Genomic DNA, 12741 nt, shown 5'->3' on the forward strand with positions numbered 1-12741 from the left:
ATGCTGGATAGAGCCCGGAAGCTCCTTGCCAGCGTCGATGCGGAACCCGCTGAACGGAGCATCGGCGCTGGCACTGCCTACGCGCCGGTGCGACTGTGGCATTGGCTTAATGCGGCGGCCATTCTTGTGCTGAGTTTAACCGGCTATGTCATTGGAACCGGTACACCCGCGATGTCGGGAGAGGCAAGCGGCAATTTCCTATTCGGCTATATCCGCTTTGCTCATTTCTCGACGGGATATGTGCTGAGTATCGGCTTTCTTTTGCGTATCTACTGGGCGTTGATCGGAAACGCGCATGCGATGCAGATCTTTTGGTTGCCGCTCTGGCGCAGGCGCTTTTGGCGCGAGGTGTACCACGAGATTCGCTGGTACGCGTTCCTTACAGTTGAGCCTGAGAGGCGGCTCGGGCACAACCGTCTTGCTCAGTCAGCAATGTTCTTCATGTTTACGCAGACGATGACGTTCATGGTCGTCACGGGCTTTGCACTTTATGGGCAAGGTGCCGGTACTGACAGCTGGCAGTACAATCTGTTTGGCTGGGTATTTTCAATTTGGCCGAACAGCCAGGACGTCCATACCGGGCATCATCTCGGCCTGTGGGTGATCGTGACTTTTGCGCTGGTCCACATCTACGCGGCGATCCGCGAAGACTCATGTAGCGCCGGAGCACCTCTTCTATGATATCGGGTTCGCGGATTTCGCGATTGACTGGGAAGCGGATGCATCCGGAAAACAAGAAAAGGATCCTGGTGCTCGGCATCGGCAATATCCTGTGGGCCGATGAGGGATTCGGCGTGCGAGTGGTCGAGGAGTTTCACCGCCGCTATGCGATCGATGACAACGTAACCGTCCTCGATGGCGGCACACAAGGGCTCTACCTCATCAGTTTTCTGGAGCAGGCCGATTGCCTGATCGTGTTCGATGCCATCGACTATGGATTTCTGCCCGGGCAGTTGAAGCTAGTGCGAGATGACGAAGTGCCAAAATTTACCTCCACCAGGAAGGTGAGCCTGCATCAGACCGGCTTTCAGGAGGTCTTGAGTGCGGTCGACCTGCTTGGCCGGCGCCCGCGAGAGCTCGCTCTCATCGGCTGTCAGCCGCTGGACCTAGAGCATTGGGGCGGTCCGCTGACCGTCCCTGTACGCGTTCAAATTGCGCCTGCGATTGAACTGGCTTGCAAACTCCTGGAGCAGTGGGACTCGCCGGCAAAGGCGCGGACCGCGCCGCTGCCTGCATCAGAACGGCTGTTAGCGAACAATATCGACCATGCAAACTATGAGATGGGGGCGCAGCCGATTTAGCGGCCCGCGACTGACCATGTGCCTTGGCTTGCCAATGACGATTGTCGAGATCGACGGCATCACGGCGCTGTGCGAGTATCGCAATGAACAGCGGCGCGTCTCGGTCGTGCTGCTCTCCGACGCCTCGGTCGGCGCCAAGGTGCTCGTTCATATCGACAGCGCGGTGCGGCTTTTAGACGAAAATGAAGCAAGGCTGATCTCGGATGCACTTGACGGGCTTGAGGCCAGCCTCAACGGCCAGGACTGCGATCGCTTCTTTGCGGACTTGATCGGTCATCAGCCGCAATTGCCGGAGCACCTGCGCTAGAAGTTCCGCTCGCCGGTTTTGCTCACAAATCGTATCCCAGTCGCACGTACCTTTGCCGCGAAATGTCAGGCGCTTCCATCCGCTGGCTCGAGTGCGAGTCGCGGCCAGACGGTGATTGGCATACGCCTTGCTAATACCCTGCTAGCAGAACCGAACATTATCAGGAAGGCGTGTGATGAAGTTGCAGCCGACGCAGCATGGTCTGGCGCGATCCGCTCCGCTCGACGTGGAGGGCGTCAGCGTCGATGCGCGCCTGGTCGCGAACCCTCCCGTGAGGGCGGCCGTAATGCCGCTGCGGGCCGCCGATCCTCCATATTTGCTCCGGATCATCCAAGTCGCACTCTTACTTCGTGAGATGGTCAAGACGCTTCGGCGGCGCAGGCAAGGTGCAGCGCCTGCGTGCGGTGTAGGTCGCGAACTGGTTGAGTGGCTCGGCCTGCGAGGCCCGCCGGCGCCGATCCTCTGCCAACGGCACGGTACACTCCTCCTGATCGGCGGGAGACCGCTCTGTTTCGTCGCGATCGATCGCATTTCCGTGCCGATGGCTCGGCCACACTCCGGCAGCGCTTATATCGGCAAGTGCATTGCCTCTCGATACGGCCAACGGAACATCGCATTATGAAAACAGCGATCCGCGTTGTATCCGACGTCGCCGACGGAGCGGCGAATGACCTTGCCACCGGCTCTGGAAGTCTCGATGTATTCTACAGCGGGTTAACGAGGGCGAGTGCGCTCGCCAAGCGCGCTTGGCGCGACGGCGACGAGCTTGCAAGGACCTATCCGAATGCCATCGCGCTATTATCAAATGCCGCCGCTGCCGTTGGCAGCCAGAAGAGCGGCGCTCGGACACAATTGTACGGACTCGCGAATCTCAGCGATCCCGAGCGCAAGCTGATAGGCGAAGTGCTCGGAGCAGGTGAGGTCGCTGGGGTGGTTGCGCTGCCAGATGGCTCTTTGGCGCAAATCCGTGAGTCCCTGCTTGCAGGAATTTGGCGCGTGCGCATCGGAAGCGAGCCGGCGCGCGAATATCTTGAGGTCGGAGCGATCCCGCAGATTGTCCGGCGCGCCGCAACTGACCTGACGTCCGCCGACCTTGCGATCGGCCCGGCGCCCGACGGCGCGATGAACGTGCAACCGGTGCTCGCCGAAATACGCGCGCGGGCCCGCGTCTGGCGCTTTGGCATGCGCGCGCATGTCATCAATCTCACCTTGCTCCCGATGAGCGTCATCGACCTGGCATTCCTGCAGCAAAGCCTGGGCACTGGTCCGGTCCAACTCATCTTCCGCGGCTACAGCACGTGCCGAGTGCAGGCGACCGGGATCAGGAACGTCTGGTCGGTGCAGTTCTTTAATTCTACGGACAATATCATCCTTGATACGCTGGAGGTCGGCGGCGTGCCGATTGTTGCGTTGGCTGCCGACGAGGATTTCCAGGACTCTGCCGCGCGCATACAGGAAATAATTGAGGCGTACTTCACATGAAGAACTTGGAGGACGTTCGCCGTCCGGTGGGATCCCGTAGACGGCGCCGGCGCAGCGACCGCCGGCATACGTCGCGCAGGATATTGGTGGGGTGCGCATGAGGTTCGCTGCCGGCAACAAAATCGACGTCACCGTATCGCTAGCTGCCGACGTAGTCGCCGCGATAGAGATCCTTCCGCGAGTCCGGCCACCGCTGGCACGGCTATTCGCTGGCAAACAAGCCTCGTCGCTGCTCAAGGTGCTGCCGCGGCTCTTCGCATTGTGTGCCGCTGCACAGCAAACTGCACTGCTGTCCGCCGTCGAGACGGCGCGCGACGAAGTGATCACTCGCACAACGAAACAGCGTCGTATTGCCCTTATCGTTATTGAGCGCATCGCGGATTTGCTACGGGGCCTGTTTGTCGGACATCTTGCGCAAGACATCGCCAGTGCGGCGGCAATCCGCTCCCTGATGCGGGAAATGACAGCGCTTCTCAGCAGCGCGCACTCACCCGGGGGCTCCGCTCAATGCGAAGCAACAGCGCGGATCCTGGCTGTGCTGAACGCGCTCGGCATATCGAATGAGGGGGGCGCGGTGAGGTCCGGTAGCCCATTGGCGCTTCGCATTGCAGCGCTCGATGAGATCGGCGTCAAGCCAATTCTGGCGGAGCACTCGTTCCTGTCCGTTGCTGACGACCTCAACATCATTAAGCGGCTGATCGTGGATGGCGCGAGGTTTTGCTATTGTCCGGATCTTGACGGCCATGTGCCCGAGACGGGTCCATTGGCGCGCCAAATGACGCGTGATCGGCTCTCGCCCAGCCCCTCCGGTGCGGCCGAGCGGCTGAGGGCCAGAATTGCTGAGAGCCTGCGGTTATGTGCCTGGCTCAAGGCCGGTGCTCAGATTGACTCGGCAGAGCTCGGGATTATCAAAAGATACAAGTTAGGGCCCGGCCGTGCGGCGGCCGCGGTCGAATGCGCCAGGGGGCGTCTCTACCACGCGGTCGAGCTCGATCCTCAAGGCCGGATATCCCGCTTCGAATTCCTTGCGCCGACGGAGTGGAACTTCCACCCGTGCGGACCGCTTGTCCGCAGCCTGCAGGGCGCGGTGCTGACGGCTGGACGACATCGGGATGCAGTCGATGCGGTGATTGCATCGCTCGATCCGTGCGTCGGGTTCACTCTCAATTTTCGCGAAGTTGGCGATGCATGAAATGGCGATTTGTCTCGGCATCATTCAAATCGTCGAGGAGGAGGTACGTCGGCGATCGTTCTCGCGGGTGCGCAGCGTCTGTCTAGAGATGGGAGCGCTGACCCATGCGGCGCCTGAAGCGCTCAGGTTCTGCTTTGCTGCCGTTGCAACGAGGACGGCCGCCGAGGGGGCGGTCCTTAATATCATCGAACTGCCAGGCGTTGCCTGGTGCATGAGCTGTTCGAAGAGCGTCGAGATTGCGCGACGCGGTGAATGCTGTCCTTGCTGCGGCAGCTATCAGTTGCAGGTAACCGCGGGCGAACAGATGCGCGTGAAAGAGTTGGAGATCGATTGATGTGTACCGTTTGCGGCTGCACCGAAGGGACGCCGTCCACCAACCGCGCCAAGGCGCATGATGTGGAGCGCCATGAGGGATACGATGTCCATATGCATGGCGATTGCGATCGCCATTGTGCCCGTCCGCATGACGGCCAAGGGCCGCAGCGTTCAAACCATGCTGGCGATAGTCATAGTTGCAATCCTCGCTCCGCCCATCACCAGGCTCATGGTGCGCAGACGCCTCTGAGCGGCGCCGGGCCGGCTGGCTTGAAGGTCGCGGGTATGAGCAGAGAGCGGGTCATTCAGATCGAGCGCGATATTCTTAGCAAGAATAATGGGATTGCGGCGCACAACCGCGCGCTCTTTCTCGCCAATGACCTGCTTGTATTTAATCTTTTATCCAGTCCCGGTGCAGGTAAAACGACGCTACTCGTCCGCGCGGCGTCTGAGCTCAAGCGCAGCCGGCCGGTTGGGGTTATCGAGGGCGACCAGCACACCTCGAACGACGCCGAACGCATTCGGGCCGCCGGCGTGCCAGCCATTCAAGTTAACACCGGCAAGGGTTGCCATCTCGACGCTGCGATGATTGGCGAGGCTTATCGCCGGTTGCCGCTGCTCACGTGTGGTATTCTCTTCATCGAGAACGTCGGTAATCTGATTTGTCCCGCAGCCTTCGATCTTGGCGAGGCCTGCAAGATCGTGCTGCTATCCATTACCGAAGGTGAAGACAAGCCGCTCAAATATCCCGATATGTTTGCAGCTTCTTCGCTCATGGTGATCAACAAGATTGATCTGGCCCCGCTGCTTGAGTTCGATTTCGGCAAAACGATCGAATACGCCAGACGAGTCAATCCAAACATCGAGGTGCTTTTAGTTTCGGCTCGTACGGGCGAGGGTCTTGGCGCGCTCTACGCCTGGATCGATAGACGCGCATGGCATCAAGGGCGCGCCGTAGAGGACATAAGGCGATGAGCGCCGCAACCACCTGCGACCGAACGCGGCTGCGCGTGCGCGTGACTGGGGCCGTGCAAGGGGTCGGCTTTCGTCCTTACGTCTATAGACTCGCCGTGCGCTACGGATTGGCGGGGTTTGTCATCAATGGCCCCAAGGGCGTTACGATCGAGGTCGAGGGCAACCGTGCGTCGGAGTTTGTAGCAACGTTGCCGCTCGAGGCACCTCCATTGGCGCGCATCGACCACATCTGCGTTCGGGAGACTACGGCGCTCGAGGCGAAAGAGTTTTCGATCGGCACGAGCGAAGCCGGCAAATTGTCAACCCAGATCGTCGCTGATGCTGCTGCCTGTCAGCAATGCCTCAGCGAGCTGTTCGATCCGGAAAGTCGGCATTACCTTTACCCCTTCATCAGTTGCTGCCATTGCGGCCCACGGTACACGATCGCCGAACGGCTTCCGTACGACCGCCGCAACACCGTGATGCGGGCTTTTAGGCTGTGCGCCGCCTGCGCGGCCGAATATGCCGATCCGGCGAGCCGCAGGTTTCATGCGGAGGCGATCGCGTGTCCGACATGCGGGCCTCGGCTCAGCCATGGGATCAGCGCCATTGCCGCGGCAATCGCGGGGGGACAAATCGTGGCGATCAAGGGGCTCGGAGGATATCAGCTTCTTTGCGACGCGCGTAACCAGGATGCCGTGCAGCGTTTGCGCAAGAGAAAGCAGCGCCTTCAGAAGCCGTTCGCGGTTATGATCGATTCCATAGAGCGCGTCAGCGACATCGCGGAGGCGAACGCGCTCGAGCTTGCGCTGCTCGAATCTGTAGCACGTCCCATCGTCCTTCTGTCTTCGTGTAACAATTTGGCGCCCGCCATAGCTCCTGGCTTATCACGCGTGGGTGTCATGCTGCCTGTAGCGCCGCTGCATCACCTCATCTTTCATGCGCTTCGCTCGGCCGGAGCATGTGGGCGGACCGGCCCGGTCATCGTCGCCACCAGTGCCAACCTTTGCGGCGAACCGCTCCTGATCGACAACGCGCAGGCGCTGCGGCGGCTCAAGGCGATCTCCGACCTTATCGTAACTCATGATCGCGATATAGTGACGCGTGCCGATGACTCCGTGGTGTCAGTGGTGGCTGGCCGGCCGCAATTCATTCGTCGTGCCCGTGGCTATGTTCCCGAACCGATCAGGCTTGCAAAGTCGGTGCCGTCCGTGCTCGCCGTCGGCGGCGCACTGAAATCGACCGTCACCATCACGCGGGACAACCAAGCGTTCGTCTCCCAGCATATTGGCGATCTGGACACGGCCGAAGGCATCCGCGCGTTCGAGGAGACGATCCGACACCTTACATCGAGCCTTGATGTAGAGCCTGTCGCCATGGCCCATGATCTGCATCCTGATATGGCTTCTACCCGGTTTGCGGAAGCCAGTGCCCGCGCGCTGGTCGCTGTCCAGCATCACCACGCACACGCTGCCGCAGTGATCGCCGAGCACGGTCATGCGGGACCTGCGCTTGCCCTTGTGCTGGATGGCCATGGCCGCGGCTCCGAGGGCGGTAACTGGGGTGGCGAGCTATTGTTGTGCGAAGGGGCGGGGTGCCGGCGCATCGGGCACTTAGCGCCCCTGCAAATGCCCGGTGGAGATCGTGCAGCCCGCGAGCCGTGGCGGATGGCCAGCGCAGTATTACACGGACTCGGTCGGGGTAACGAAATCGGGCTGCGCTTTGCGGCACAACGGCAGGCTGGATGTGTGTCGGCGTTGCTCGAACAGCCGGGCGGGGCCACCACGACCAGTGCGGGCCGGTTGTTCGACGCCGCAGCGGCGCTGCTGGGGATTGCGAGTTTGCAGAGCTATGAGAGCGAAGCGGCGATGAAGCTTGAGGCGCTGGTGCGGCGGACTGCGATTCTCGAAGCCGGCTGGACGATCGATGGTGGCGTGCTGTCGCTTCGCCCGCTGTTTGCGCGGTTGATTGCAGATGACGTTGACGCGGCGGGCGGAGCCGGCCTGTTTCATGGCACTTTCGCCGCCGCCTGCGTTGATTGGGTCGCGCGATCTGCGCGGACAACTGGCGTTAACACGGTCGTTCTGAGCGGTGGCTGCTTCCTGAACGCGGCGCTGGCGGATGAAATCCCGCGCGGTTGCAGCGCTGCCGGCCTTACCCCGCTCGTGCCACGGCGGGTGCCGCCCAATGATGGCGGTTTGAGCCTTGGCCAGGCCTGGATTGCCGCTCTGCAGATAGCTCAACAGTCGTCCGCCAGGGGAGGATCAGCCTGACTATGTGTCTTTCGGTTCCGGCAAAGATTACGAAAATTCTTCCCGACGACATGGCTATAGTGTCCATCGACGGCATCAGCCTGGAGATATCGATTGCTCTCGTCGAGGAGCTCGAGGTCGGCGATTGCGTCCTTGTCCATGTCGGCTATGCGCTGGCCAAGATCGATCCGACGGAAGCCGAGCGCTCGCTGGCGCTGCTGCAGGAGCTAGGCAGCGCAGGAGAACGCTGATCATGAAATATGCCGACGAATTTCGCAGCAAGGCCATCGCGCAGGGAATTGCGCGTGCCATTGGCGCCGAGGTTAGTTCGCAAAGAGCCTATCGATTCATGGAATTCTGCGGCGGGCACACTCATGCGATCTCCCGTTATGGCCTGGAGGATCTGCTGCCCGCGAACGTCCGCATGATCCACGGGCCCGGTTGTCCGGTTTGCGTTCTGCCCGCCAGTCGAATCGATATGGCGATCCGGCTTGTCGACCGACCAGAGGTCACTCTGTGCGTGTACGGCGACCTGATGCGCGCGCCTGGGTCGCAAGGACAGTCCCTGTTGCGAGCTAAAGCGCTCGGCGCCGACATTCGGATGGTCTACTCGACGCTCGACGCTATCCGTGTCGCCGAACAGTCACCGAGCCGCGAGGTGGTCTTCTTTGCCATCGGATTTGAGACCACGACGCCGCCGACGGCGGTGATGATCCGACTTGCCGAGAAGAAGCGGCTGAAGGGCCTCAGCGTGTTCTGCAACCACGTGCTTACGCCCTCTGCGATGCACAGCATTCTCGAGAACCCCAAAATTCGCGACACCGGCGGGGTTCCAATTGACGGCTTCATCGGGCCTGCACATGTCAGCACCATTATCGGTACGCAGCCTTACGAGCCCCTGGCAGAACAATTTGGCAAGCCTATCGTGATCGCAGGATTTGAACCGCTCGATGTGATGCAGGCGATCCTGATGCTGGTGCGGCAGGTGAACGAACATCGCTGCGAGGTGGAGAACCAATACAGTCGTGCGGTGACACGTGAAGGCAATCGGCGCGCCAAGCACGAGGTCTCGCAGATATTCGAACTGCGCGACCAGTTTGAATGGCGTGGGCTCGGACTCGTACCCAACAGCGGGCTGAAGCTGAAACGGGCTTACGCGCAATTTGACGCTGAGACGCGTTTTGCGATCCAAGACCAGCGTGTCGCAGACAATCCGGCGTGCGAGTGCTGCGCGATCCTGCGTGGCGCCAAGCGGCCGGTCGAGTGTAAGCTGTTTGGAACCGTCTGCACGCCGGAAACTCCCATAGGGTCCTGCATGGTATCATCGGAAGGCGCTTGTGCGGCGTATTGGACCTATGGCCGAGTTCGCCATGAACCGTTGAGGCGGACGTCATGAGCGCAAAGGGCTATCAGCGCAAGCTCGACCTTGAGAACGGACGGGTTGATCTTTCCCACGGATCCGGGGGCCGTGCCATGGCACAGCTGATCTCCGGCCTTTTTCACCAAGCCTTTGGTAATGAATGGCTCGCCCGCTGCAATGATCAGTCGGCGTTTGACGTTGCGGCAGGCAGAATGGTGATGACGACCGACGGCTATGTGGTCTCGCCGCTGTTCTTTCCCGGCGGCAATATCGGGTCACTGGCTGTGTACGGCACCATTAATGACGTCGCGATGTCCGGCGCGCGTCCTCTCTATCTGTCGGCCAGTTTTATCATCGAGGAGGGCTTCCCGTTTTCTGATCTGAAAGTGATCGCGGATTCGATGGGCTCGGCAGCGCGCAGTGCCGGCGTTCACATCATTACCGGAGACACCAAGGTTGTTGAGCGCGGCAAGGCGGATGGTGTGTTCATCTCTACAACCGGCATCGGGATTGTGGCCGATGGGCTCGATCTCTCCGCCGACAAGGCAAGGGTCGGGGACCGTGTGCTGGTGTCCGGTAGCCTCGGCGATCATGGGGTGGCGATCATGTCCAAACGTCAGAACCTCGCTTTTCAAACCGAGGTCGTGTCGGATTCCGCAGCGTTGCATAACCTCGTAGCGGTCATGGTTGCCGCCGGCGGTAGCGGAATTCGGGTGATGCGCGACCCCACGCGGGGTGGGCTTGCCGCGACCCTCAACGAGATTGCGCATCAATCCGAGCTCGGGTTCCGTCTGCACGAAGCATCCATTCCGGTGAAGCCGGCGGTTGCGGCTACCTGCGAACTTCTTGGACTCGATCCCATCCATGTCGCCAATGAAGGCAAGCTCGTTGCGATCGTCGCACCTGATTTGGCTGATGCCTTGCTTGCAGTCATGAAGGCGCACCCGCTCGGGTCCGACGCAGCTGATATTGGCGAAGCGGTGGCTGATAATCGGAAATTTGTGCAGATGGCGACCGGTTTCGGCGGTCGACGAATCGTCGACTGGTTGTGGGGCGAACAATTGCCTCGGATTTGTTGACACGCTGCACATCGTCCAGCTTTTGGAAACCAAGTGTGATCAATGGTCATGAGCCGTGACGCATCAACCATCACCCATTAGCTGTGGGAAACGATCCTTTATGGGCAATCTGCCCAACCGGCAGACTGCGACTTCGGTCTTTGGGCGTGCTGAATTTGGGTTGTTAGCTTTTCCACCAGCCGAGAACGCAATTCGAAACGATTCACCGCGATCGCGCATCGACGGTTGCTCAGCGAGCATGGTCACACCATCCGCTCGGCATCCGTGGGTTTGAAATCCTGCGAAGCTTGTCAAATATCGATGAATTTCTGCGCCGTTTTGACGGCTGCGTCGCAATATCGCTGCTCGCTTCCGATTAGAAGGGCGCTCCAGGCAGGGAGTTTTCAAATGAAGGTCGGAGTCCCCAAGGAAATCAAGGCGCACGAATATCGCGTGGGCCTTACCCCGGGTGCTGTCCGCGAATACGTGGCAGCGGGCCACCGCGTGATGATCGAGACCAATGCCGGCGCTGGCATTGGTGCAACCGACGACGATTATCGCATTGTTGGTGGAACGATTCTAACTTCCGCAGCTGAGGTATTCGCATCGAGCGAGATGATCGTAAAAGTTAAGGAACCTCAGCCGTCCGAGTGGTGTCAGCTGCGGGAAAATCAGATCTTGTTCACTTATCTGCATCTGGCCCCCGACCCGGATCAGGCCAAGGGCCTCCTGAAATCTGGATGCACTGCGATCGCCTACGAGACCGTAACTGATCCGCATGGCGGTCTTCCGCTGCTCGCGCCGATGAGCGAGGTCGCGGGTAGGCTTGCGATCGAAGCGGGGGGGAGCGCCCTGAAGCGGAGTGCAGGCGGACGAGGGCTGTTGATCGGTGGGGTGCCCGGTGTTCAGCCTGCCCGAATCGTGGTGATCGGAGGTGGCGTCGTTGGTGCGCACGCGGCGCGCATGGCGGTTGGTCTGGGCGCAGAGGTGACCATCATTGACCGTTCGATACTCCGGCTCCGCGAGTTGGACGAGCTATTCGAAGGACGCGCTCGCACCAGGTTTTCGACTATCGACTCTGTGGAGGAAGAGGTATTTGCGGCGGATGTGGTGATTGGTGCGGTGCTCGTTCCAGGTGCGAGCGCGCCGAAGCTGGTCCGCCGGAGCATGCTGAGCTCAATGCGTAAGAGGGCGGTGCTCGTGGACGTCGCTATCGATCAGGGCGGCTGCTTTGAGACATCGCACCCAACCACTCACGCTGATCCTACTTACGAAGTTGATGGCATCATTCATTATTGCGTGGCCAATATGCCCGGGGCCGTGCCGCTGACCTCAAGCCAGGCACTGAACAACGCGACGCTGCCGTTTGGTTTGGCTCTGGCCAACAAGGGCTTTTCCGCCGTGCTCGAAAATCCGCATTTGCGCGCAGGCCTCAACGTCCATCGGGGCCGGCTAACTTACGAAGCGGTGGCCGAAAGCCTCGGGCTGCCCTTCTCACCGATCGAACAGGCTGCGGCCTGATTCCAGAGGTCCTTATGGGGTTTCCTCCCTGACTTAGGCCACCCTTCGGGGTGGCCTTTTTTCGGCTCCATCGATCTGCTGACCCGCCCCGGCATTTATTACGAACGCGGAGCGAAGCGTCGGATCACGGACGAACGCTTGGGCTCAGTCGCCCGCACGATGCGAGACAATGTGCTTTCGCTCCATACAGCGTATATGAATGCCGGTTTGCTGGGTAATCAAAGGCAATTTGAGAACGCGTTCCGCGCGTCGCTGGGGACTCGCGATCACCGGAGCGGCTTTATCTGGCGCGATCGCCGCGACTCTCTCTGACTGGCTGTGGAGACGCTACCAGGGTCGCAGTATGCGAGGGTAGTTTATCGTGGTGCAGTCGCCGAAGCCGCCGCCGTCCCGGTGAGTGGAACCGTCAAGATGCAGCTCGGGGTCGACCTGACACGCCGGCGGAGAACTTTTTGAAGTCGCCCGGCGCATCCATCGTCGGCGCGGCACGGCGGCCTTAGGAAGGATCGGAGATCGTTCCCCTGAGGCGCGCAAACGTGGTTCACCTGGTCGCTGGCTGCCGTGAGATCGACCATGCGCAAACCACGGGATCGAGCTCAAGCTACTGTCATGCGCGTTGTAGGATTTGCGACACCGTGTCGAGGCGGTGACTTGTGTCCTCGAAAATAGCTCAGACAAAATCAAGTTAAACTGTCTGGCACAAGACTTGAAAGCAAGAAAATGTCCGCAACTTTCGCTCATGGAATCGCAGTGATGGCCTACAAGATAATCGCATCCCAGTGCACTGTCTGCGGTGCATGTGAGTTCGAATGTCCCAATGCCGCGATCAGGCTGAAAAACGATATATATGTGATCAATCCGACCCAGTGTACCCAATGTGAAGGGCACTTCGACGCGCCGCAATGCGCCGTCGTTTGCCCGGTGCCAGATACCTGCGTGCCCGCATAGGTGGAGTAGCCGATGAGAGGAGCTCCTGCGCGAAACATGATGAAGACGCTA

13 protein-coding genes and 1 pseudogene are annotated in these 12741 nt (G+C 60.2%); 13 read left to right on the forward strand and 1 reads right to left on the reverse strand.

What is annotated here, in order from left to right; genetic code table 11:
• The 3 genes and pseudogenes from cybH to XI06_RS21750 form a co-directional block, all read left to right on the forward strand.
• A pseudogene (gene cybH / locus XI06_RS21740) lies at nt 1-695 on the forward strand (Ni/Fe-hydrogenase, b-type cytochrome subunit); the annotation flags it as partial.
• A gap of 24 nt (nt 696-719) precedes the next feature.
• Complete coding sequence (locus XI06_RS21745; RefSeq protein ID WP_271606427.1) at nt 720-1301, forward strand: HyaD/HybD family hydrogenase maturation endopeptidase; 582 nt, start codon at nt 720-722, stop codon at nt 1299-1301.
• Between the two features lie 16 nt (nt 1302-1317).
• A complete protein-coding gene (locus XI06_RS21750; RefSeq protein WP_271606428.1) occupies nt 1318-1608 on the forward strand; it encodes a HypC/HybG/HupF family hydrogenase formation chaperone in 291 nt (96 codons plus the stop codon).
• 343 nt (nt 1609-1951) lie between these two features.
• On the opposite strand, the gene XI06_RS21755 is transcribed toward XI06_RS21750, so the two are convergent.
• A complete protein-coding gene (locus XI06_RS21755) occupies nt 1952-2083 on the reverse strand; it encodes a hypothetical protein (RefSeq protein WP_271606429.1) in 132 nt (43 codons plus the stop codon).
• A 143-nt stretch (nt 2084-2226) separates the two neighbouring features.
• On the opposite strand from XI06_RS21755, the gene XI06_RS21760 reads away from it, so the two are divergent.
• The 10 genes from XI06_RS21760 (at nt 2227) to XI06_RS21805 (ending at nt 12690) form a co-directional block, all read left to right on the forward strand.
• The gene (locus XI06_RS21760) at nt 2227-3090 is read left to right on the forward strand and encodes a hydrogenase expression/formation protein (protein ID WP_271606430.1); all 864 of its coding nucleotides are present in this window, start codon (nt 2227-2229) and stop codon (nt 3088-3090) included.
• 97 nt (nt 3091-3187) lie between these two features.
• Nucleotides 3188-4282, forward strand: coding sequence for a hypothetical protein (locus XI06_RS21765; protein WP_271606431.1), 1095 nt, complete (start codon nt 3188-3190; stop codon nt 4280-4282).
• Nucleotides 4275-4616 carry a hydrogenase maturation nickel metallochaperone HypA/HybF gene (locus XI06_RS21770; protein ID WP_271606432.1) on the forward strand — a complete coding sequence of 114 codons (342 nt, stop codon included), beginning with the start codon at nt 4275-4277 and terminating at the stop codon, nt 4614-4616. The genes XI06_RS21765 and XI06_RS21770 overlap by 8 nt, the downstream gene beginning before the upstream one ends.
• Nucleotides 4616-5572, forward strand: coding sequence for a hydrogenase nickel incorporation protein HypB (gene hypB / locus XI06_RS21775; protein ID WP_271606514.1), 957 nt, complete (start codon nt 4616-4618; stop codon nt 5570-5572). Before XI06_RS21770 ends, hypB begins: the two co-directional genes overlap by 1 nt.
• Nucleotides 5569-7824, forward strand: coding sequence for a carbamoyltransferase HypF (gene hypF / locus XI06_RS21780; RefSeq protein ID WP_271606433.1), 2256 nt, complete (start codon nt 5569-5571; stop codon nt 7822-7824). The genes hypB and hypF overlap by 4 nt, the downstream gene beginning before the upstream one ends.
• A 50-nt stretch (nt 7825-7874) precedes the next feature.
• Entirely contained in the window at nt 7875-8054 is a 180-nt protein-coding gene (locus XI06_RS21785) for a HypC/HybG/HupF family hydrogenase formation chaperone (protein WP_333909136.1), read from the forward strand.
• A gap of 2 nt (nt 8055-8056) precedes the next feature.
• Complete coding sequence (gene hypD / locus XI06_RS21790; protein WP_271606435.1) at nt 8057-9199, forward strand: hydrogenase formation protein HypD; 1143 nt, start codon at nt 8057-8059, stop codon at nt 9197-9199.
• Nucleotides 9196-10242 carry a hydrogenase expression/formation protein HypE gene (gene hypE / locus XI06_RS21795; protein WP_271606436.1) on the forward strand — a complete coding sequence of 349 codons (1047 nt, stop codon included), beginning with the start codon at nt 9196-9198 and terminating at the stop codon, nt 10240-10242. The genes hypD and hypE overlap by 4 nt, the downstream gene beginning before the upstream one ends.
• A gap of 387 nt (nt 10243-10629) precedes the next feature.
• Nucleotides 10630-11742, forward strand: coding sequence for an alanine dehydrogenase (gene ald, locus XI06_RS21800; protein ID WP_271606437.1), 1113 nt, complete (start codon nt 10630-10632; stop codon nt 11740-11742).
• A gap of 753 nt (nt 11743-12495) precedes the next feature.
• Nucleotides 12496-12690, forward strand: a complete 195-nt coding sequence (locus tag XI06_RS21805) for a 4Fe-4S binding protein (protein ID WP_271606438.1) — start codon at nt 12496-12498, stop codon at nt 12688-12690.
• Nucleotides 12691-12741 lie beyond the last annotated feature (51 nt).

Origin of the sequence: Bradyrhizobium sp. CCBAU 11434 (genome assembly GCF_028128895.1) — a bacterium.
Lineage (GTDB): Bacteria > Pseudomonadota > Alphaproteobacteria > Rhizobiales > Xanthobacteraceae > Bradyrhizobium > Bradyrhizobium zhengyangense.